The sequence below is a fragment of the Methanosarcina sp. DH2 genome (genome assembly GCF_020804225.1).
Taxonomy (GTDB): Archaea; Halobacteriota; Methanosarcinia; order Methanosarcinales; family Methanosarcinaceae; genus Methanosarcina.
Genome location: NZ_WJBI01000019.1, coordinates 1 through 19,746 on the forward strand (window position 1 = coordinate 1; position 19,746 = coordinate 19,746).

Sequence of the window (19,746 nt, forward strand, 5' to 3'; positions counted from 1 at the left end):
GTTACGACTATTTTGGTTTAAACGAGATTCTAAGGCTATCAACCTTTCAGTAAGTTCTTTAATTTGAGTTTCAAGACTCACAATGTAAGCAATAACTTCAGGGTTTGAAGCACACAAAGCAAGAATCTCTTCACGTGTAAGCATGATAACGAAACAAAATAGAATTCAATTTATATCCAATTTTTCCTCGAAAAGAGGAAAAATTGTAGCCTTTAAAAGGCTGCCTGAATAGTTACTAAAAAAGAAGAAAAAGAAAGTAGATCTCTCAATCTTTCTCAACCCAGAAAACAAGAGGACCTTTTTTCATATCATTTTCCGGATAGTTTGCCGGAACATTAAGTCTAACTTCAACAGATTCCTCAATTATATCTTTAAGGTTCACTCTAGGTAAAGAAGGGGATTTGGTGAGCGGGAGATAGTCAAAATCACTTTTGTTTACGTTGTAAGGCAGGTCGCAGATCCCATCCGAATCCGAATCTTTAGCGGTCTGAGAAAACCCGGTTCCGTTCGGGTCAGCCCAGAAATTGCCGCCCAGGTATGGGCCGTCCATAATATTCGTTCCGGAGGCTTTTGTAGTGTTCCAGCTGTTTCCTTCACTGTTTTCAGCCTTCACATTTACAGTGTTGTTAAAGTAATTGTTATAGATGCGGTTATCAGCACTGTCATCCATCAAATAAATTCCTGAATCGTTACTGGAAGTTATTGTGTTATTAAACAGTTCATTGTCGTGGCTGTTTTCCCTTAAAAATATACCTCTACTACTGTTCGAGATAGTATTATTATATACACTGGAATCAAAGACAAAAATCAGGTAAATCCCGTAATTGCAGTCCGTAATCTGGTTGTTACGAAGGACAGTCCTTGCCTGAGTGTCATATATATCAATTCCGTTACTGCAATTTACAATCTCATTCTTTGAAACGAGATTTCCTCCCCCGCAGCAGGCAATGCCTATTCCCCCACCGTTTGAAAGTCGGTTCTGAAACATTATATTATCCCAGCAGTGTGCGCCAATAATGATGTTTCCCTCATCAATTGTATTGTTGACCAGCATATTCTTGCTACACCCTTCATCAATCCAGATGCCGTTTCGGAAAAAAGTATTCTCCGAGATTGTACTGTTCATGGAGCCCTGCAGGTAAACTCCATACTGGTTTTCAAAAATATTGTTTCTTTCAATTGTACAGTTTTTAACTTGATCAAGGCAGATCCCTGCCGGAGGGCAACCAAATCCATTCGATCTCGAGACAAAAATCTCCCCTGACCCGAGCCCATAAGCCTGTCGTGCTTCCGGCTCATAAGTCTCACCCGGCTCTCCTGAGTTTCCGGAACTAAAAGAATTTGTGAAGCGTGCAGCCTCGAAGGTACTGAAAAACTCTCCTGATCCGGTTATATTAAAACCGCTGACGGTTACATTATCCGCTTTAACCTGAAACACGCTTGAATTCTCGTCCCTTGATCTGATAAGTACACCGTCAATGCTCTCAGGTTCCGAAGTTACCGTTATCCCTGAAACATTGACAACGATATTTTCCTCGTAGTCCCCGGCTTCCACAATGACAAAATCTCCGGTTGTAGAGTTATTTACTGCAGCCTGAATTGAAGCTCCTGGCTCAACATAAATAACCTCCGCACTCGCAACGCCTGCAGAAACCAGAAGCAAAGCGATAAACAGTGCAGCACTCGTTAGCTTGCTTAGACAATCTCCGATAAGCATGACTTTCACAGGTGACCCTCCCCAGATAATTGCTAACCAATCGATTCAATACAGGAAGCCTCTAAACCGAGGTTATTGCGTGTAAATGCTATAATTTATACTAATATACAGATTAAATTCATTATTTATATACCAATTTATATTGAAAAATTATAACCTGGAATATAAGAAGACTTAAAACCTAAATAAAAGGAGATAAAGTGTAAAGGAACCTACCCTTACAGAAAAGATAAAGGATATTTCCCTTGGAACTAATGCGGATTTTATCGGTATTGCGGACCCTGCCTGCTTTCAAAATCCAGAGTATACGGGAAACAAGCCTCAGGACGTGATGCCGGATGTAAGGTCAGTTATAGTCCTGGGAGTTGGAGTACCGAGAGGGGCTTTTGATACGCTTCCCAGAGGAAGGGCTGAGTATACCAACACACTTATGGCAGCGACTGCAACCCTGAGGATAGTTGCATTCCCAGATAGCTAAAATGATCGAAAAGGAAGGATACAGAGCAACCATCGTACCTACGGAAGGAAGTGAATTCGGTTACTGGTATGCTGACCGTGAGACTCTCAAAGCAAATATGTCCATCAAATATGCTGCACATTGTGCAGGGCTGGGAAGTTTCGGAATGAACCATCTTCTCATTACAAAAGATTTCGGCCCAAGGGTTCGGATGACAGCAATCCTCACAGATGCCCCGCTGGAAACAGAGGAAAATACTCAGCTACCATTTATCAACAAAACGTGCAGTAGCTGCATGAAATGCATTGAAGTATGCCCGGCTGGTGCTATTTCTTCGGATGGGAAGATTGACAGGGAGAAATGTGCACAGTATATGTTCAATGTACTGGGAGGATTGCGGTGCGGGCTCTGCGTTAAGGTTTGTCCGATGTAAACTTAGGGTGATAGAGTTTAAAAAAGGGGGTTTTCTTAGAATGAGAGATTCGGAAACTATTTTCAGAAAATTGGATTTCATGAGCAGGTGTGTAAAATACCTTGAGTCTGTGGACCCCGAAAATGTGAATCTTGAGTTCGATTATGAGAAAAGGAGTGCGATTGAAAGAAACTTCCAGCTGGCGGTGGAAAGTGCAATCTATCTCGGAGAAATTATAATTTCAGAGGAAGGTTTTGAAAGACCTCAAGATTATGAAAGTGTCTTCCTTGTTCTTGGAAGACATTCCATCCTGCCAGAAGCTTTTGCGGAAAGATTTGCATCTGCCGCAGGGTTCAGAAATATGCTTGTCCATAGGTATGAAGAAGTAGATCCTGGAGTGCTGGAAGAATTCCTGACTGAAAGACTGGGAGATTTCGAGGAATTTGCAGGGTGTGTGCTGGAATATATTGAGAGAAAGGAAACTGTGACAGAAAATGGGTTATAATTTACGATAAGCAGAGTGGCGATGTTTTATATAGAAAATAGTTATGTTCTTTGTTTTGTGGACGACTTCATATATTATTCTATAATCTCCCACTCGAACACGATACAGATGTTCAGCTCCTGATAACTTTTTTGAATCTCCGGGAAGGGGCACATCGGCAAGTTCCTCAATCTTTTTGAGAATATGAGGAAGTCTATCTTTTGGCACATTCCTCAAGTCTTTTTCTACGCTAGCCTTGAAATCGATTGTATAAACCGTCATCGCTCTGAACTTAATATTTTTTTCATCTCTTCAAAGCTAATAGTCTTCTCATCGCGTCTTTCTGCAACAATAGCCAGATCGTGGAGATCCTCTTTCATTTTTTCATATTCCTCTATGGGAAGAATAATTGCAACTTTTTCCCCATTTTCATTAACTACATATTGTCCATTTGCAGCGGTCACATAATCACCTTTTTAGAAACCTCTATAATCTGTTTTATATTCATTTATCTTTTTTCAGGTATAACCTTTTTCTACATTATGTATCTCTAAGCAGATCACCTTCTCAGGTTCAAGCAAGCCTAAATATCTTCATGTGTAATGCCCGGATAATTCCGCAGAATCTCAGATTCAGGTCAGTCCCTGGCCACCAGGTCGATGATAAACTCTACTAGCCAGCCGCGTGCCTCTTATAAAAGATAATAAAACATTGAAAAAATCATGATTTTTTTTCAAAAAAGCGGATCGTGTGGGTTTCTCTCAGTAAAAGTTATTTCACAAGGGCATACATGCAGTAATCAAAGAAATTACTGTCTTTATAAACACCTTTCCTCATTACACCCTCTAAAACAAACCCGGCTTTCTCAAGGGCTTTTCTTGAGCCAATGTTATGTTCATAAGGCTCTGCAAATATCCGTACAATATCATACTGTTCAAAAGCTGTCCGGCAAAGCTGCTTTATTGCTTCGCTCATTATTCCCCTACCCCAGAAAGGTTCGCCAAGCCAGTATGCAATTTCTGCACTCTTACAGTAAACATTGTCTTTAATGAACAAGGCAATGCACCCTGCAGCTTCTTCATTGACAACAATTGCCCTGCAGCATTGTTGTGTTTCGTCATTAGAGCTAAAGCTTTCTACGGTCTTTCTGCAATCATCTAAAGTAGAAGGAAAAGGATCCCTCATATTTTCTGCAATTTTTGTGTTGTGAGAATATTTGAAAAAGTTCTCAGTATCGAATTTTTCCCATTTTCTCAATTCGAAATTCATTTTAACGACATCCGGGGGAATAGAAACACTCTTTTTATATAACTATAAAAAAATGCTTACTGAAAACCTGAAAGACTTTGAAGTATTTGCCTTTTACGCTGCAGAATAAGCAGTGAAACTTGCAGAGTAAAATAAGATATTAAAAAAGCCAAAAATAAGAAAAGAAATAAAGCCGCAAAACGCAGCTTTACTCAATGATGCGGATGCACGTGTTCGTGCCCGTGTATACGTCCTTCTTCGTCGATTTTTGCCTTTTTGTACCTGATGTAAGCCTCATCGACTGATTTCAGGCACCTGTAGCAGAGATCTGCATCTTTTTTTATGACCCCTTTTGAGAAGTTCGGGATCTGCAGTTCCACAGGGAAAACTCCGGTTTTATCTCCGCAGAGAGCGCATTTGCCTTTTCTGCATGAGGTCTGGTTTTTATTTACTGTTAAGTACGTTTTCTGGGCGGAATCCAGGCAGGGTTCACATAGCCCTTTCCAGACCCCTTCGGGGTAGGCGAATTTGAGGAGAGGGCGGATAGCCCGGACCGGGATAACGGTCGGGATTCCGCGCCCGCATAGGTCACAATCTGTCATTTATCATACCTCCTTAGACCAGTACCATTGCTGCTTTCATAGCCAGCTCCACGAAGGGCTCAGGCCAGAGACCCATTGCCAGCACACCGGCAACTGCAACCAGCAGGGCTGCTGCATATGGGAAGGGAATGCTGACCTTTTTACCCTCAGGGGGCAGGAAGTACATGTATTTCACAAGCCGTGCGTAATAGAACAGTGAAAGGGCACTGTTCAGGATGGCGATCACTGCAAGCCAGGTCATGCCTGCCTGAATGGTTGAGGAGAAGAGCACGAACTTGGCCATAAAGCCTGCAGTCGGTGGAATTCCTGCAAGGGCAAAGACGAAAATCGTCATGGAAAGGGCTGCCAGAGGCATTCTTTTCCCAAGGCCCCTGAAGCTGTCAAGATGGTCGGGGATATCGAGGTTTCCTGTCCTTTCCGAAGCTACCATCCAGACAACGGCTGCAGCTGCAATAAAAGCTCCTGCTTTCATAAAGGCATGGGCAAGGGCGTACATAATGCCGCCTGTAAGAGCTACAGGGGTCATCACCGCAAAAGCCATTGCAATGTATCCTGCCTGTGCCAGGGAGGAGTAGGCGAGCATGCGCTTTACACTGGTCTGAGCAACTGCGACCACGTTTCCGAAGGTCATTGTCACAACTGCAAGAATTGTAAAGGCAAACTGCCAGTCAGGCTGAAGGGCTGCAAGAGCCACAATGAAAATCCTGAAGGCTGCCACAAATCCCATCTTTTTGGACCCGGCTGCAAGCAGTGCGGAAACAACTGAAGGGGATCCCTGATAGGTATCAGGAGCCCACATATGGAAGGGCACCAGAGCCATCTTGAAGCCAAAACCTGCAATCAGCAGCACGACTGCAACAAGCCCTATCGGGTTTTGTGTCAGGAGGGCAGAGTTTGCAGCAATCGTGGGGATGCTGGTAGTGCCTGTTGCTCCGTAGACAAAGGAAATCCCGAAGAGCATGAGCGCTCCAGAGACCGAGCCGATCACGAAGTATTTCATGGCTCCTTCGAGAGACCTTGCGTTCTGCTTTTCATAGCCTGCAAGGGCATAGGTTGCAAGACTTGCAAGCTCAAAGGCACAGAAGAGTACTATCAGGTCATTTGCAGATGATACAATCATCATTCCGAAGGTTGCAAAGAGGACCAGGGTGTAGAACTCTTCTGTGTGATCACTGTTTTCAGTATACTTGATCGAAGCAATTGAAACAATCAGGGCAACTGTCAGGAAGACCAGTTTGAAAAACTGGGAAAGGGCATCGATACTTAGAGTTTCTGAGAAAATCGAATACCCAACGCTGAATTCTCCCATCGTCAGCAGCCCGAAGCTTCTAACCGTCAGAACAAGGGCTGCAAGGATTCCCAGAGTTGCCAGGTAACCCAGTACATTCTTGGACCGGGGGGAAAGAAAAACTCCGGCCATAAGTACGACCAGGCCGGTTGCAACTAATACAATTTCAGGTGCAAGATACATTATCTCGTCCATTTCTTACACCCCCAGGACAGCCGCAAGGCTGACTATTGCTTCCGAATTCTTAATCATCATATCAAGCACCGGGCTCGGGTTCAGGCCGAAATAGAGCACAAGAAGGGCAATAACTGCCATTGAAAAGACCTGCAGGGAATTGATATCTTTGACATCCCCGAGCTTCTCATTATATACTCCGAACATTGCCCTCTGCATTGCCCAGAGGTGGTAACCTGCGGTAATCACTATTGCCAGCAAGGCAAGTAAGACAAAACCAGGCAGGTTAGTGAAAGTGAAGGTCAGTACCAGGAACTCGGCAACAAAGCCTGTCAGTCCAGGAAGGCCAAGAGATGCCATAAACCCTACCATCATAACCACAGTGAGCATCGGCATCTTCTTTGCAAGCCCACCGAGATTGTTAATGATCCTTGTGCCAGTGCTTGTCTGGATTGCTCCCGCGGACATGAACAGGACGCTCATAATAAGCCCGTGGGAAAACTGCTGGAACATGGCTCCTGAAACCGAGAGGGCAACAAAGCCCGCTGAACCCAGGATCACATAACCCATGTGGCTCAGGCTGGAGTAAGCAATCATGCGCTTGAGGTCTTTCTGCCGCAGGGCAAGAAGAGCCCCGTACACTATACTGAAAGATCCGAGCAGGCCCAGCATCATGATCATCAGGTCAGGATTGCCGGTGTTCGGGAGCATCGGGAGTGAAATCCTGAAAAGTCCGTACCCTCCGATTTTGAGCAGGATAAAAAGTACACTGCCTGCAGTAGGAGCCTCGGAATATGCATCCGGAAGCCACGAATGGAAGGGAAAGGTCGGCAGCTTTGCCAGGAACCCGAAGAGGATTGCAAGGAATATTCCATCTTTCATCAGGCCGGATTCGAAGAACTGGAACTGTGTGACCAGCTCTCTTATGTCAAACGTAGCAACGCCTGTCTGATTCAGGGAGGCATAAAAGAGCCCGAAGATCCCGAGCAGCATTACCAGAGAGGCAACATGCGTGTAGATAAAGAACTTGTAGGACGCATGAGCTCTCTTTTCTCCACCCCATATATTTACTATGAAGAAGAGAGGCACCAGGGTAAGCTCCCAGAATATATAGAAGACAACGAAGTCAAGAGCTACAAAGACGCCTATGACTGCGGCCTGCATGGTAAGGATCAGCCCGTAAAATCTGTTAGGGGCTTCCCTGTCTTCTTTCCAGCTGAAGAGGATCATGAACGGGATAACGATCGCATTCAGGAGGATAAGGGGCATGGAAATGCCGTCAATTCCAACCGAATAGTTAACCCCGAGAAAGGGAATCCACTTCACAGATTCATAGAACTGCATTGCAGCAGTGCTGCTGTCAAAATTCAGATAGGCGTAAAGGGTAAGGCCCAGAGTCGCAAGAGACCCTAGAAAGCCCAGACCTGCAGCCTGGTCTTTTGTTTTTGTGAAAAAGGTCACGACTGCGAAAATCAGCGGCACCAGAATCAACAACGATGCGACCGGCAGCATCAGAGTACCTCCATTATTAATTTAATGAGTATTATAAGCAGGCTTACACCCGCGATTACTGCAGTTGCATAGGTCTGTACAACCCCGGTCTGAATCTTCCGGAGTTCTTCACCTACACCAACCGTAATAATTCCGATTCCTTCCACAATGCTGTCAACGATCACATCAACTACCTGCGTCAGGAAAGCAATAACTCCGTAGACCACACCGATTGAGAAGAATTCGGTGTAGATCTGGTGCTGGTAGTAACGGTTGTAAAGCAGCCTGTAAACAGGGTTTTTCATGGAAGCCAGGGCCCCGAGTTTTACTGCCCTCAGATAGTAGATCACGAAAGCAATTGCAAGACCTGCAAGTGCCACTATTAACGGGAGCCACAGGACAATAAGAGGTTCGTGTCCTCCTGCCTCTACAAGCTCATTTCTGCCAATTCCTGCAAGATTTCCTATATCCAGGTTCACAAAGCTGTTGGCAAAGGTTTCTTCAAGGAAATTCATAAAGCCGGTTCTTGTGAATGCACCGAAAACAAGGGCAAAAAGGGCCAGAATGGACAGGGGGATGGTCATAATGGCAGGGGATTCGTGCCCGTGATAATTGCTCCTCGGCTTCCCTGTAAAGGTCATGAAGATCAGCCTGAAGATGTAAATGGATGTGAGAAGAGCTGCAGCGATTGAGAATATATAGGGGATCCAGTTGCTGCTGTGTTCTCCGAATAGGTATGCAGCTTCAATGATCGGGTCCTTTGACATGAAACCGCTTGTCCCTATTGAGGTTCCGGGGATACCGAAACCTGCAAGGGCAAGCGCTGCAATTGTCATCGTAGCAGCGGTAATGGGCATTACCTTTCCTACGCCTCCGAGCTCTCTCATATCCTGAGTGCCGACCGCATGGATTACACTGCCTGCACAGAGGAAGAGAAGCGCTTTGAAGAAAGCGTGATTAATCAGGTGGAAAAGTGAGATCCCGACTGCTTCAAGCCCTATTGCAGTACCTAGGCCCAGGCCCAGCATCATGTATCCGAGCTGGCTGATGGTTGAGAAAGCAAGCACACGTTTGAGGTCGTTCATCACAATGCCCATAGTGCCTGCAAAGAGAGCCGTGAAGCCTCCGAAGTAAGCAACTACCATGAGGGAATCAGGGGCTGCAATAAACATCGGGAAAGTCCTTGCGACCAGATAAACACCGGCAGTAACCATTGTTGCTGCATGGATGAGAGCTGAAACGGTTGTTGGACCTTCCATTGCATCGGGCAGCCACACATGAAGCGGAAACTGCCCGGACTTTCCTACAGCTCCTCCGAAGAAAAGCAGAGTGATAATAGTAAGGTGGCTTATTTCAAAGCCGAAGACATTTAACTGCAGAGCCGAAAGCTGGGGGATATAACTGAAGATTTCGTCAAAACGCAGCAGGTATACTCCTTCCTGGAAACCGCCTGCGACCTTAAGAAGATCGGAAGTGAGTACGATTATTCCTGTAAGGAACATTACGTCTCCGATCCTGGTTGTCAGGAAAGCTTTCTTGGCAGCTGCTGCTGCTGAGGGTTTTTCAAACCAGAACCCGATCAGGAGATAGGAACAGAGCCCGACAAGTTCCCAGGAAACAAAGAGCTGCAGGATGTTGTCCGAGAGGATCAGGGAGAGCATTGCCGCGGTGAAAAGTGCGGTTTCTGCAAAATACCTGGCCCTTCCGGGATCATGGGACATATAGCTAACTGCATAGATATGGATCAGCAGGCTCACGAAGGAAACCATTGACAGCATGACTGCAGCCAGGGGGTCAATTAATATTCCTATGTTAAGCACTGCAAACCAGGAATAGGACTGGTTTACGACTTCTTCGGGGTTTGCCAGCAGCCCGAGTGTAATCATGAAAGAGATTACAAAAGAGGCGGCAATAGCAAGGATGGGGACGATTGCCCCTCCTGATGGCATTTTCCTGCCAAAGAAGAAGGTGATCGCAAAAGCCAGTGCCGGAAGCAGGGGGATCAAAAATGCAAATTCTTCCAGAGCCGTTTTTACCACCTCAGAATGTTAAGCTCATCAAGGTTAATTTTGTCGTGCATTCTGTAGATTGCCATAAAGATTGCAAACCCGACTGCTGCTTCAGCAGCTGCAAGGGCAATCGAGAAGATGGCAAAGACCTGACCGTGAAGGGTATCCGTATAGCTTGAAAAAGCCACAAGGTTCAGGTTTGCGGAGTTCAGCATGAGCTCTATACACATGATCATCCTGATCCCGCTTTTGTGTGTCATGATGCCGTAAAGCCCGATTGAAAAGAGCAGGGCTGCAAGACCCAGATAAAATGTTAACGGAATAGCAGTCATCTGTTGCCCTCTCCTTTTGCCATATAGATTGCACCGATAAGGGATGCGAGCAGGACAATTGACAGGACCTCGAAAGGCACCACGTACTGAGTGAAAATTAACATGCCTATGCCCTCGATATTGCTCGGGTCAGCCGGGTTTTCAGGGAGTTCCGAAACCGTATTCCAGGAAGTTCCAAAAACTCCTGTTACTATAACTGCTACAAAGAGCAGAGATACGAGAAGAGCCGTGAGTCTGTTAATGTGCACGGGACCCACCTCCCAGTTCGCGCTTCGTAAGCATAACTGCAAAGAGGATCAATACTCCGATTGCCCCTATATAGACCAGCACCTGGATTATCCCAAGGAACTGGGCATTTAAGAGGATATAAAGTGCTGCAACGCCGAACATGCACATAATCAGGGAAAGCCCGGCTCTTACAACATCTTTTGCAATAACCACAAAGATTGCAAAGAAGACTGTGACAACCGCAAGGAGCCCGAAGACAGCCAGTTCCAGAGCTGCTCCGATAGTTTCAAGTCCGATCATCTCTCATCACCTTCTTCGATATCTACTTCCCTTGCGAGTTTTTCCGGAGTCATGAGCAGGTCTTTATGAGTCCATTTCACCATGCCTTTACAATATTCTCTCCCGCTGGAAAGGGCACCTTTGGGGCACTGGTCAATGCAGAGCCCGCAAAAGAGGCAGTGACCTATGTCTATTTGAGGGAACCACCTCTGCTTCTCGCTGCCGGGGGAAATAGGGGCTTTTACGATCTTTATCGCGCTGTTAGGACATGTATTGGCACAGATTCCACAGCCTATGCATTTGCTCTTGTCAAGGGTCTGCAGGCCTCTGAATCTGTCGGAGAGCGGGCTTTCCACTTCCGGGCACATCCTGGTTACGCGTTTTTTAGGGATGTTTTTAATTGCGTATCTAATATTTTTGAGAACCATACTCTTAAGCCCCCAGATAGAGTCCAAGGCCTACTGCCCAGACAAGGTTCAAGAGGGATAGGGGCAGGAGCTTTTTCCAGCTCATATCTACTACCTGGTCAATCCTGAATCTCGGGACAGCCCACCTCATTCCTATAATAGTCATCAGCACAAGCACTGTTTTAAGAAGCAGGAATCCTGTAGGGGCAATAAGGCCAAGTATTGCATTGTTTGCAACAAATGCCGGAACGTTCCAGCCGCCAAGGAAAAGAAGTGCTACAAGGAAGGATCCAAGAATCATGTGGATATATTCGGCAAAGAACCCGAGCCCGAAACGCATTCCAGTATATTCGGTAATCCAGCCTGCGATCAGTTCTTCTTCAGACTCATTCTGGTCAAAAGGAAGCCTCCCCATATCCGCCATAAGAGCAATAAAGAAGACTATAAACCCGATCGGCTGCAGGAAAATATTCCAGACAAGTCCCTGGGCTCTGGCAATTTCCACGATATTCAGGGAACCTGTCATTACGGCAACGCTGACAACAGTGATCCCGAGAGGTACTTCATACCCTACCATGCGGGCAAAGTTTCTGAAAGCACCAAGAAGGGAATACTTGTTGTTAGAACCGTAAGCAATCATGAAAATCCCGAAGATGGTAATTGCGGACATTGCTTCTATGTAAAGTATACTGACATCCATCTCGGTTACAGCCAGAGGATATTCGACCCCGTTAATGAAGACTGCACCCACAGGGATTGCAACGAGCATCAGGAAAACCGAGCTCATCATAAAAATAGGAGCGTTGTCAAAGAGAAGACGATCAGCATTACTCGGTCTCATATCTTCTTTTGTGAAGAGTTTTATGGCATCGGCTACAAGCTGCAGAAGCCCGAACTTGCCCACCCTTGAAGGTCCATGCCTTAACTGAATATCGGCCGAGAGTTTTCTCTCAATCCAGACAGCACCCATAGCTCCAAGGAAAATGGCTCCCACGAGAGAGAGGCCCACAAGCCCGCGGATCCAGGGGATAAAAGGAATTATAAATTCTGGGATTTCTATAGCCACTATAATCACCTGTCCGCTTCACTGGTGCATCCGTCCATGCTGCCTGAAATCGCTGCAACGTCCGCAACTGTTGTACCTTTGATAAGAGGAGGCAAAGCCTGAAGAGTCGGGAAGTAAGGTCCTCTGACTTTTACCCTGTAAGGCTTGTCTGTACCGTCGGAAATCATGTACATGCCCATCTCACCTCTCGGGTCTTCCACCCTGTGGAATACCTCACCTGCAGGAACTCTCATTACAGGAGTCCTTTTGCTGTAAGGGGTTCCTTCCGGGAAGATAGGCCCGCTCGGGATCCTGTCAAGGCACTGTTCAAGGATGTAGATACTTTCCCTCATCTCGTTAAGTCTGACCTGCACTCTTGCAGCACAGTCTCCTGCAGTTTCAGTGCAGACCTTAAAGTCCAGGTCTTTATACACAAGGTAGGGCTCGTTCTTCCGGATATCGAAGGGAACACCAGTTGCCCGCAGAGCAGGTCCGGAAACTCCAAGGCTTTTTGCAACATCTGCAGTAAGGACGCCAACTCCTGCGGTCCGTTCCCTGTAAATTCTGTCCGAATTGAACATTTCCTCGTAATCGCTAATGACTTTCTTGAGGTTGTTCAGGACAGGGATAGCCTTTTCCTTAAACCCGGCCGGAAGGTCGTCGCGTACTCCTCCGAACCTCAGGTAACTGTGGGTAACCCTTGCCCCCGTGACCATGTCAATCAGAGTAAGGATATCTTCCCTTTCCTTGATTGTGTACATGAACATGGAGACGAAGCCGATGAACTCTCCGAACTCTCCCATGCCAAGCAGGTGGCTCTGGAGCCTGGAGAGCTCTTCTAAAATGACTCTTATATACTGAGCCCTCTCAGGAGGTTCGATATCTAACAGCTTTTCAGCGCAGCCCACAAAGCATTCTTCATTTGTCAGGGCTACAAGGTAACAGATCCTATCAACTATCGTAATTCCCTGAAGGTATGTTTTGTTCTCCAGGATTTTTTCAATGCCTTTATGAATATAACCCAGTTCCACTTCAGCATCCATCACGGTTTCCCCTTTTAACCTCAGGTTTAACCTGAAAGGTCCGGGTTGCATGGGATGCTGGGGGCCCAGGTGTACAATCATTTCGTTTGGTCCGATAATTTCATTTGATCCAAGAATTTCGTCCATTTTTCACCCCTCACACCAGGTTTCTTGCTGTCTTGTTCGGGAAACCTTCGTAGTCTTTCCGGAGAGGCCACTCACCCAGCATCTCTTCTGGGAGCACAAGAGGCTTCAGATTCGGGTGGTTTTTAAACACAATCCCATAGAGTTCGTAGGTCTCCCTTTCATACCAGTTTGCATTCCAGTATACCGGTATAACAGACTCTACTTCCGGAGAATCCCTGGGCAGCCTTGCTTTCAGCATAAGAACTACAGGATGGTCATACGAAGCTATATGATACACAGCTTCCAGCTCGTTCCTCTTAGGATAGTCCACTCCGCACACGGAACAGAGGTGGTCGAACTGAAGGGAGTCTTTAAGGTACTGGCAGACCTCTTTTACTTTTTCCTTATCCACATATGCCCGGATACGTATCGGAGATTCGATCCCTGCTTCGGAAATTGCCTCCGGAAATTCCCCGGTTAATGATTCTATAATTGTTCTGGCATCCATTGTATTCCCTCAAATAAGCCTGAAATCTACTCAGTATTCCGTGCCCCGATCTTTTTTAGCTTTTATTTTTTCCTGAAGTTCCACAAACCCCTGGATCAAAGCTTCGGGTCTGGGCGGACATCCGGGAATGTATACATCGATAGGGAAGATTTCATCGATGTTCTGCACTGTGCTGTAGGACTCATAAAAGGGACCGCCGCTGATAGAACAGTCTCCCATGGCGATTACCCATTTAGGAGCAGGCATCTGGTCCCAGAGCCTCTGTAAAGCTGGCAGGTATTTCTTTGTCACATAGCCGCTGATAATCATGACATCCGCATGCCTTGGGGAGTTCCTGGGAATGATCCCGAAGCGGTCAGTATCATAATGAGCACAGCCCGTCGCGATCATTTCCACACCACAGCAGCCCATTGGCTGGGTCATGAACCAGAGCGAATTTTTCCGCCCCCAGTTAATCAGATCCTGAGCCTTGGTTTTCTTGAGGAAGTCACTGATTGCACTGGTGGTTGTTGTGAGAACGCCGGGAATTTCGTCTTCCGGAGTTTCTGTTTTGTTGTTCGTTTTTGTCTCCTTCACTTCACCCATGTAAGGGCCTCCTTCTTCCAGAGATACACGTATCCGAAGAGCAGTATGAAGATAAATACAAACATCTCAATTACTGCAATTGAGGTAATCCCATGCCCCTTATAGACGGTAGCCCATGGGTAAAGGAAAAGCACCTCAATATCAAAGAGAACAAAAGCAATTGCATAAAGATAATACTCGACATTGAACTGGATCCTGGCAGTTCCTGTAGGGACGGAACCAGATTCATATGTCGTGTATTTGCTGGCTGCCTTGCTCCTCGGACTCAGTTGCTTTACCATGAACATTGTCATGGGTGGCATAATCAGTCCCACGGCAAGAAATATTGCAACCGGTATATAGCTATCAATTATTCCAGACATTGTATCACCTATCAAAGTGCAGCAATCTGAAACTGCAGCGTCGCATGATCTTGATTTTTTGGTTTTTAAATATGGGCGGACAAAAAAACCGTATTCGGACTTCCGGTTATTTTGAAAAACCACTGTGGTCCGAACACAGGTCCTGCAGGAGTACCCACATCGGGAACCCTCTCTTCCGACAGATGGGGCTCTCTGAATACGGGCATTTTACCGCCAGGCTCTGAAAAATTTACATTTCATTGCCCGGGGTTATGTAATAAATTACCGAATGTAAGGGGAGAACCCTTCTTCCGGTGACATGGATTCAATTGCCGTGAAAGTAGTATAATTAATAATTAAGATTCGAAGTAGCTATGCTAGTTCTGCAAATGAATCAGGGGTTATTTATAGCTATTTGCTAGATAATTAATATTATATAAATATTAAGTCTAAATAATTAAAAATCTCTTTTTAAAATATAGGCATGTTGAAATAAATCAGAGGAAAAGCCCTGACCTGATCACGAAATTATATATACACCATAAATATGTTTTTATCTTTTCACAGCCTAAAAATCCTGGAAATTATTTCTCTATAAGCACAAGTTTTTCTCCTCTCATAGCAAGGAATTATATATATCCGCTAATTATTTTTATCTCCATAAAATACCCTGTAATTGCGGCACTAATAATGATGATAAATTGTGGGGATAAAGCGCTCCTGAGGCAACCTTTAAAATGAAAATAATAAGGAACTGAAAGTGCTGAAAATTTCCTCCGTAATTGAAGGAAAAGCGATATCTAATTTCCTTCATCATCTTCTTCAAATATACCAGGGACATCATACGGATAACGGCTACAGGCTGAACAGCTATGACGACCATAATTATGATGACTGACTATAATGGCTGAAAATCTATGATAGTTGAATGATTATAAATGGCTAAAAAGCTACGATGGTTGAGTGGTTGTGGTGACTATAGATCTGGTGACTGAACGGCTGAATGGCTATAATCATTAAATGACTAATAATGGTATCCTGGACGCTTCAGTGAGAGCCCTTAAGTATTATTATGTACAGGTAGCTGCCTGAAAATGCCTTCTCAGGCAATCAGAATATTTAGAGGAACCAGGGGCTTTTAGAGCCTTTGAGTATTGTCTTTGAATACATATTATATTCTGAAAAGGGATAAATTCATAGTATACTACCGATTAGATATTACAACCGGCGCGTAATTCTCAGGGAACCCTGCTTTCCATTTTTCCTGAGAAAACAATGTGAGCAACACGCTATACCAACACATTATAATAAGTCTTTTCACGATAGAAAAGCTGGTGGATCGCATGAAGATAAACGATAACTGTGTAGGGTGCGGCCAGTGTGCTTCTTTCTGTAAAAAAGGAGCCATAGAGGTAAAGGGAAAAGCACGGGCTACCGACGCCTGCGTAGAATGCGGGTTATGTATTCCCTACTGCCCTGTAAAAGCCATTGAGGTAACGGCATGAAAACGATTGTCATTGGGGCAGGCCTCGGAGGGCTCCTAAGCGCTGCCAGGCTCTCAAAGGCAGGGCATGAAGTTGAAGTTTTTGAAAGGCTTCCTATCACAGGAGGCAGATTTACCAATCTCAGTTACAAAGGGTTTCAGCTTTCGAGCGGAGCTTTCCATATGCTCCCTAACGGTACGGGAGGTCCCCTTGCCCGGTTACTCAGGGAAATCGGAGCCGATGTTGATATAGTGCGGTCAGAAATGACCACAATACGTGTGCCTCTCAAAAAAGGGAATTCCGATTATGTAAAAGGCTTTAAAGATATTTCTTTTAATGATTTTCCTTCGCTTCTTTCCTATAAAGACCGCATGAAAATAGCCCTTTTGATAGTTAGTACAAGAAAGAACCACCCTGCAGGAAGCACACTTCAGGCCTGGATAAAGTCCCAGGTCAATGACGAGTGGCTAATAAGATTTGCCGATTCTTTCTGCGGCTGGGCTCTCAGCCTGAAAAGCGATGAAGTCCCGGTAGAAGAGGTTTTTGAGATAATTGAGAACATGTACCGGTTTGGAGGTACAGGGGTCCCGAAAGGGGGGTGTAAAGGGGTTATTGATGCCCTTGAAGCCGTTATTCTTGCAAACGGAGGGAAAATCCATACCGGACAGGAAGTCTCAAAAATCCTGGTTGAAAATGGAAAAGCCGCAGGGGTGGTTGCTGAAAGTAATAAACATGAAGCTGATCTTGTTATCAGCAATCTGGGGCATGCTGCAACCGTTCTACTCTGCGGTGAAGCTCTTTCCGGAAAAGCAGATGCAGGTTACCTGAAAATGCTTGAGACTCTTCAGCCATCAGCAGGTATAAAGATCTGTCTTGCCGCAGATGAGCCTCTGGTCGGACATTCCGGAGTCCTGTTGACTCCTTATACGAGACGTATAAACGGGATCAATGAAGTAACTCAGGCTGACCCTGAACTGGCTCCTCCAGGAAAGCACCTTACCATGTGCCACCAGTATGTGGCCCCTGAGAACGTAAAGAATCTCGAATCCGAGATCGAGATGGGGCTTGTGGATATTAAAGAGATTTTTCCGGGTAAAAGATACGAAGTCCTCCTTATCCAATCATATCATGATGAATGGCCTGTAAACAGGGCAGCATCAGGTACTGATCCCGGAAATGAAACTCCTTTTTCCGGCCTTTATGTTGTTGGAGACGGGGCCAAAGGAAAGGGAGGCATAGAAGTTGAAGGAGTGGCTCTTGGCGTGGTATCGGTTATGGGAAAAATCCTAAGTTGAAGTCAGAGAGCAAAAAACCAGAATTCAGCAGGTGTTTTATCATTCCACCGGAAAAAGTTCCTTTCATAACTTACTCAAAAAACGTTTTCATCCCGGTAACCAATATCTGCAGAAACCAGTGCGGTTACTGCGGCTTTCGGCGGGAGCCAGGACAGCCCGGAGCTCGGCTTATGAAGCCGGCAGAGGTTATTTCTATTCTTGAAAACGGGGTAAAGGCAGGGTGCACTGAAGCTCTCTTCACTTTCGGGGAGTATGCAGAGGAAGTGCCCGGATACAGTGCAATACTTGAAGGTCTCGGCTATTCTTCTACTCTTGAATATCTCCTTTTCCTCTGTGAATCTGCAATCGATATAGGAATTCTTCCCCATACGAATGCAGGTATTATGACCTATTCCGAACTTAAAGCTTTAAAGCCCCTGAATGCCAGTATGGGGCTGATGCTTGAGAGCTCGGCAGTTCTGGATGCCCATAAAGACTGCCCCGGAAAAATTCCGGAACGCAGGCTTGAGACAATTCGGGATGCCGGAAAACTGGAAATTCCTTATACTACAGGCCTCCTTATAGGGATAGGGGAAAGCAGGGATGATAGGATAGAGTCTCTTGAAGCAATTGCAGGCCTTCACGGGAAATACGGGCATATTCAGGAAGTAATTATTCAGAATTTTGCCCCTAAACCAGGGACTCCCATGGAAAACTTCCCTGAGCCAACTGTGGAAGAGATGATGGATGCGGTAGCTCTTGCAGCCCGGATCCTGCCGCGTGATGTGGCATTACAGGTTGCCCCGAATCTCATTGACCCAAAAGCCCTTATTGCAAAGGGAGTAACGGACCTTGGAGGTATATCCCCTCTTACAATTGATTGGATCAACCCCGAAGCCGAATGGCCGGATGTAAAGGCTCTGCAGGAAAAGCTCGGGGAAACCCCGCTCAAAGAACGCCTGCCAATCTACCCTCAGTACGTAAAAAAAGGGTGGTATTCGGAAAGAATAGGCAGCCTCATCGAGCAGCTCTCAGATAGGGACGGCTACAGGAAGCAGCCCGAAACAGAGAAACCGGAGGATTTAGAAAAATGAACAGCAAAATTCCCGACGACCTCATAGAACGCGCACATCAGGGAAGGAGCACAAAAGAAGATGCGCTCCTGCTCCTGGAGATACCCCCTTTTGAACTTTTCAGGTTTGCGGACGAACTCCGAGACCTTGCCGCAGGAGACACAGTCACCTACGTAGTCAACAGAAATATTAATTTCACAAGCCGATGCGTAGGTACGTGCGGTTTCTGTGCATTTAGAGATAACAACGGGTACCTGTTGAACCTGGAAGAGATCATGGGAAAGGTCAGGGAGGCTGAGCAGGTAAAAGCAACCGAAGTCTGTATTCAGGGAGGGCTGCTTCCGGATGTTGGGCTGGACTTCTACCTTGGAATTGTAGAAGCCATAAAGGCCGAGTTCCCGGAAATGCATATCCATGCCTTCTCCCCAATGGAAGTCCTACATGCTTCCCGTATCAGCGGCGTGAAGGTAAGTGAATCCCTTGCAAGGCTGAAACGAAGCGGGCTTGATACGATGCCCGGAACTGCCGCCGAGATTCTTTCTGACCGTGTGAGGGAAATAATCTGCCCTGCAAAACTCAGTACCTCGGAATGGATTGAAGTGGTCAGACAGGCACATGCTGCAGGAATTCCTACCACTGCAACCATGATGTACGGGCATGTCGAAACTCCGGAAGAAAGAATTGAGCACATGCTAACTATCAGGGAAATTCAGAAGGAGACCGGTGGAATTACCGAATTTGTGCCCCTGCCTTTTATGCCTTATAACAACCCTGTCGGAGAAAAAATGATCAGTGAAGGCAGGTACGCAACTCCTGGCCTTGATGATCTGAAAATTTATGCTATTTCTCGTATTCTTCTTCACGGGCATGTAGATAATATACAGGCAAGCTGGGTAAAACTCGGAAAGAAGCTTGCCCAATTTGCTCTCCATTGCGGCGCAAACGACCTAGGAGGCACGCTTATGGAAGAAAGCATCTCCAGATTGGCAGGAGCCTCTCACGGAGAAAGTATCTCTGTTGAAGAACTGGAATGGATGATCCACGGAGCCGGCAGGGTCCCTAAAGAAAGGACAACCCTGTACATGGGAGCGCATGAACTGGCTTCCAGAAACCATGGAAGGGTTGCCGGATGCAGAGTTTTCGAATAAGCCGGACAGCCA

At 45.9% G+C, this 19,746-nt stretch carries 26 protein-coding genes and 1 pseudogene; 9 read left to right on the forward strand and 18 right to left on the reverse strand.

From position 1 onward, the window contains the following. Positions 1–144, reverse strand: a pseudogene (locus FXV91_RS17050) (IS66 family transposase); the annotation flags it as partial. A 121-nt stretch (positions 145–265) separates the two neighbouring features. Next, entirely contained in the window at positions 266–1,717 is a 1,452-nt protein-coding gene (locus tag FXV91_RS17055) for a NosD domain-containing protein (protein ID WP_229391971.1), read from the reverse strand. 331 nt (positions 1,718–2,048) lie between these two features. Between FXV91_RS17055 and FXV91_RS17060 the strand changes: the two genes are divergently transcribed. Genes FXV91_RS17060 through FXV91_RS17070 form a run of 3 tightly spaced genes read left to right on the forward strand, consistent with a single transcriptional unit; the run spans position 2,049 to position 3,091 of the window. Next, positions 2,049–2,195, forward strand: a complete 147-nt coding sequence (locus FXV91_RS17060) for a hypothetical protein (protein ID WP_229391884.1) — start codon at positions 2,049–2,051, stop codon at positions 2,193–2,195. 1 nt (position 2,196) lies between these two features. Then, positions 2,197–2,607: a 4Fe-4S dicluster domain-containing protein gene (locus FXV91_RS17065; RefSeq protein WP_229391885.1), complete on the forward strand. Its 411-nt coding sequence runs from the start codon at positions 2,197–2,199 to the stop codon at positions 2,605–2,607. Positions 2,608–2,647: 40 nt separating this feature from the next. Next, complete coding sequence (locus FXV91_RS17070; RefSeq protein ID WP_229391886.1) at positions 2,648–3,091, forward strand: DUF86 domain-containing protein; 444 nt, start codon at positions 2,648–2,650, stop codon at positions 3,089–3,091. Here FXV91_RS17070 and FXV91_RS17075 read toward each other — a convergent pair. The 16 genes from FXV91_RS17075 to fpoA form a co-directional block, all read right to left on the reverse strand. Further along, on the reverse strand, positions 3,086–3,352 hold the full coding sequence (locus FXV91_RS17075; protein WP_229391887.1) for a type II toxin-antitoxin system RelE/ParE family toxin: 267 nt from the start codon (positions 3,350–3,352) through the stop codon (positions 3,086–3,088). The genes FXV91_RS17070 and FXV91_RS17075 overlap by 6 nt on opposite strands. Further along, positions 3,349–3,534, reverse strand: a complete 186-nt coding sequence (locus FXV91_RS17080; RefSeq protein ID WP_229391888.1) for a type II toxin-antitoxin system Phd/YefM family antitoxin — start codon at positions 3,532–3,534, stop codon at positions 3,349–3,351. The genes FXV91_RS17075 and FXV91_RS17080 overlap by 4 nt, the downstream gene beginning before the upstream one ends. A gap of 307 nt (positions 3,535–3,841) precedes the next feature. Further along, a complete protein-coding gene (locus tag FXV91_RS17085) occupies positions 3,842–4,339 on the reverse strand; it encodes a GNAT family N-acetyltransferase (RefSeq protein ID WP_229391889.1) in 498 nt (165 codons plus the stop codon). A 191-nt stretch (positions 4,340–4,530) separates the two neighbouring features. After that, complete coding sequence (locus FXV91_RS17090) at positions 4,531–4,920, reverse strand: F420H2 dehydrogenase subunit FpoO (RefSeq protein ID WP_229391890.1); 390 nt, start codon at positions 4,918–4,920, stop codon at positions 4,531–4,533. Between the two features lie 13 nt (positions 4,921–4,933). After that, positions 4,934–6,403 carry an NADH-quinone oxidoreductase subunit N gene (gene fpoN / locus FXV91_RS17095; RefSeq protein ID WP_229391891.1) on the reverse strand — a complete coding sequence of 490 codons (1,470 nt, stop codon included), beginning with the start codon at positions 6,401–6,403 and terminating at the stop codon, positions 4,934–4,936. Between the two features lie 3 nt (positions 6,404–6,406). Then, positions 6,407–7,894, reverse strand: a complete 1,488-nt coding sequence (gene fpoM, locus FXV91_RS17100) for a NuoM family protein (RefSeq protein WP_229391892.1) — start codon at positions 7,892–7,894, stop codon at positions 6,407–6,409. Beyond that, on the reverse strand, positions 7,894–9,912 hold the full coding sequence (gene fpoL / locus FXV91_RS17105) for a F420H2 dehydrogenase subunit FpoL (protein ID WP_229391893.1): 2,019 nt from the start codon (positions 9,910–9,912) through the stop codon (positions 7,894–7,896). Before fpoL ends, fpoM begins: the two co-directional genes overlap by 1 nt. Further along, complete coding sequence (gene fpoK, locus FXV91_RS17110) at positions 9,906–10,214, reverse strand: F420H2 dehydrogenase subunit FpoK (protein WP_255680682.1); 309 nt, start codon at positions 10,212–10,214, stop codon at positions 9,906–9,908. Before fpoK ends, fpoL begins: the two co-directional genes overlap by 7 nt. Further along, entirely contained in the window at positions 10,211–10,462 is a 252-nt protein-coding gene (fpoJ, locus tag FXV91_RS20015) for a F420H2 dehydrogenase subunit FpoJ (protein ID WP_322225212.1), read from the reverse strand. The genes fpoK and fpoJ overlap by 4 nt, the downstream gene beginning before the upstream one ends. After that, positions 10,452–10,742 (reverse strand): NADH-quinone oxidoreductase subunit J, encoded by a 291-nt coding sequence (locus FXV91_RS20020; RefSeq protein ID WP_255680684.1) that lies wholly within the window; start codon positions 10,740–10,742, stop codon positions 10,452–10,454. Before FXV91_RS20020 ends, fpoJ begins: the two co-directional genes overlap by 11 nt. After that, positions 10,739–11,149, reverse strand: coding sequence for a F420H2 dehydrogenase subunit FpoI (gene fpoI, locus FXV91_RS17120; RefSeq protein WP_229391894.1), 411 nt, complete (start codon positions 11,147–11,149; stop codon positions 10,739–10,741). Before fpoI ends, FXV91_RS20020 begins: the two co-directional genes overlap by 4 nt. A gap of 4 nt (positions 11,150–11,153) precedes the next feature. Beyond that, positions 11,154–12,194 carry a F420H2 dehydrogenase subunit FpoH gene (fpoH, locus tag FXV91_RS17125; protein ID WP_229391895.1) on the reverse strand — a complete coding sequence of 347 codons (1,041 nt, stop codon included), beginning with the start codon at positions 12,192–12,194 and terminating at the stop codon, positions 11,154–11,156. Positions 12,195–12,199: 5 nt separating this feature from the next. Further along, positions 12,200–13,342, reverse strand: a complete 1,143-nt coding sequence (fpoD, locus tag FXV91_RS17130; RefSeq protein WP_229391896.1) for a F420H2 dehydrogenase subunit FpoD — start codon at positions 13,340–13,342, stop codon at positions 12,200–12,202. A 10-nt stretch (positions 13,343–13,352) separates the two neighbouring features. Next, positions 13,353–13,829 carry a F420H2 dehydrogenase subunit FpoC gene (fpoC, locus tag FXV91_RS17135; RefSeq protein ID WP_229391897.1) on the reverse strand — a complete coding sequence of 159 codons (477 nt, stop codon included), beginning with the start codon at positions 13,827–13,829 and terminating at the stop codon, positions 13,353–13,355. 30 nt (positions 13,830–13,859) lie between these two features. Continuing rightward, on the reverse strand, positions 13,860–14,414 hold the full coding sequence (gene fpoB / locus FXV91_RS17140; protein ID WP_229391898.1) for an NADH-quinone oxidoreductase subunit B: 555 nt from the start codon (positions 14,412–14,414) through the stop codon (positions 13,860–13,862). Beyond that, positions 14,402–14,791 (reverse strand): F420H2 dehydrogenase subunit FpoA, encoded by a 390-nt coding sequence (gene fpoA / locus FXV91_RS17145; RefSeq protein ID WP_229391899.1) that lies wholly within the window; start codon positions 14,789–14,791, stop codon positions 14,402–14,404. The genes fpoB and fpoA overlap by 13 nt, the downstream gene beginning before the upstream one ends. A gap of 56 nt (positions 14,792–14,847) precedes the next feature. Between fpoA and FXV91_RS17150 the strand changes: the two genes are divergently transcribed. From FXV91_RS17150 to cofH, 6 genes are all read left to right on the forward strand, one after another. Further along, on the forward strand, positions 14,848–15,000 hold the full coding sequence (locus FXV91_RS17150) for a hypothetical protein (RefSeq protein WP_229391900.1): 153 nt from the start codon (positions 14,848–14,850) through the stop codon (positions 14,998–15,000). Positions 15,001–15,515: 515 nt separating this feature from the next. Then, complete coding sequence (locus FXV91_RS17155) at positions 15,516–15,653, forward strand: hypothetical protein (RefSeq protein ID WP_229391901.1); 138 nt, start codon at positions 15,516–15,518, stop codon at positions 15,651–15,653. 445 nt (positions 15,654–16,098) lie between these two features. Next, on the forward strand, positions 16,099–16,260 hold the full coding sequence (locus FXV91_RS17160; RefSeq protein WP_229391902.1) for a 4Fe-4S binding protein: 162 nt from the start codon (positions 16,099–16,101) through the stop codon (positions 16,258–16,260). Continuing rightward, a complete protein-coding gene (locus FXV91_RS17165) occupies positions 16,257–17,534 on the forward strand; it encodes an NAD(P)/FAD-dependent oxidoreductase (RefSeq protein WP_229391903.1) in 1,278 nt (425 codons plus the stop codon). The genes FXV91_RS17160 and FXV91_RS17165 overlap by 4 nt, the downstream gene beginning before the upstream one ends. A gap of 65 nt (positions 17,535–17,599) precedes the next feature. Beyond that, entirely contained in the window at positions 17,600–18,607 is a 1,008-nt protein-coding gene (gene cofG / locus FXV91_RS17170; protein ID WP_229391974.1) for a 7,8-didemethyl-8-hydroxy-5-deazariboflavin synthase subunit CofG, read from the forward strand. After that, the gene (gene cofH / locus FXV91_RS17175) at positions 18,604–19,734 is read left to right on the forward strand and encodes a 5-amino-6-(D-ribitylamino)uracil--L-tyrosine 4-hydroxyphenyl transferase CofH (protein WP_229391904.1); all 1,131 of its coding nucleotides are present in this window, start codon (positions 18,604–18,606) and stop codon (positions 19,732–19,734) included. The genes cofG and cofH overlap by 4 nt, the downstream gene beginning before the upstream one ends. Positions 19,735–19,746: the final 12 nt, after the last annotated feature.

Bases quoted from the DNA above. Each gene is read 5' to 3' on its own strand.
- FXV91_RS17085 (WP_229391889.1), bottom strand. From the start codon at position 4,339: ATGAATTTCGAATTGAGAAAATGGGAAAAATTCGATACTGAGAACTTT.
- FXV91_RS17150 (WP_229391900.1), top strand. From the start codon at position 14,848: ATGGGCGGACAAAAAAACCGTATTCGGACTTCCGGTTATTTTGAAAAA.
- fpoI (WP_229391894.1), bottom strand. From the start codon at position 11,149: ATGGTTCTCAAAAATATTAGATACGCAATTAAAAACATCCCTAAAAAA.
- fpoD (WP_229391896.1), bottom strand. From the start codon at position 13,342: ATGGACGAAATTCTTGGATCAAATGAAATTATCGGACCAAACGAAATG.
- FXV91_RS20020 (WP_255680684.1), bottom strand. From the start codon at position 10,742: ATGATCGGACTTGAAACTATCGGAGCAGCTCTGGAACTGGCTGTCTTC.
- FXV91_RS17090 (WP_229391890.1), bottom strand. From the start codon at position 4,920: ATGACAGATTGTGACCTATGCGGGCGCGGAATCCCGACCGTTATCCCG.
- FXV91_RS17165 (WP_229391903.1), top strand. From the start codon at position 16,257: ATGAAAACGATTGTCATTGGGGCAGGCCTCGGAGGGCTCCTAAGCGCT.
- FXV91_RS17065 (WP_229391885.1), top strand. From the start codon at position 2,197: ATGATCGAAAAGGAAGGATACAGAGCAACCATCGTACCTACGGAAGGA.
- fpoM (WP_229391892.1), bottom strand. From the start codon at position 7,894: ATGCTGCCGGTCGCATCGTTGTTGATTCTGGTGCCGCTGATTTTCGCA.
- fpoN (WP_229391891.1), bottom strand. From the start codon at position 6,403: ATGGACGAGATAATGTATCTTGCACCTGAAATTGTATTAGTTGCAACC.
- FXV91_RS17060 (WP_229391884.1), top strand. From the start codon at position 2,049: ATGCCGGATGTAAGGTCAGTTATAGTCCTGGGAGTTGGAGTACCGAGA.
- cofH (WP_229391904.1), top strand. From the start codon at position 18,604: ATGAACAGCAAAATTCCCGACGACCTCATAGAACGCGCACATCAGGGA.
- FXV91_RS17055 (WP_229391971.1), bottom strand. From the start codon at position 1,717: ATGCTTATCGGAGATTGTCTAAGCAAGCTAACGAGTGCTGCACTGTTT.
- fpoC (WP_229391897.1), bottom strand. From the start codon at position 13,829: ATGGATGCCAGAACAATTATAGAATCATTAACCGGGGAATTTCCGGAG.
- FXV91_RS17075 (WP_229391887.1), bottom strand. From the start codon at position 3,352: ATGACGGTTTATACAATCGATTTCAAGGCTAGCGTAGAAAAAGACTTG.
- FXV91_RS17160 (WP_229391902.1), top strand. From the start codon at position 16,099: ATGAAGATAAACGATAACTGTGTAGGGTGCGGCCAGTGTGCTTCTTTC.
- fpoB (WP_229391898.1), bottom strand. From the start codon at position 14,414: ATGGGTGAAGTGAAGGAGACAAAAACGAACAACAAAACAGAAACTCCG.
- fpoK (WP_255680682.1), bottom strand. From the start codon at position 10,214: ATGACTGCTATTCCGTTAACATTTTATCTGGGTCTTGCAGCCCTGCTC.
- FXV91_RS17070 (WP_229391886.1), top strand. From the start codon at position 2,648: ATGAGAGATTCGGAAACTATTTTCAGAAAATTGGATTTCATGAGCAGG.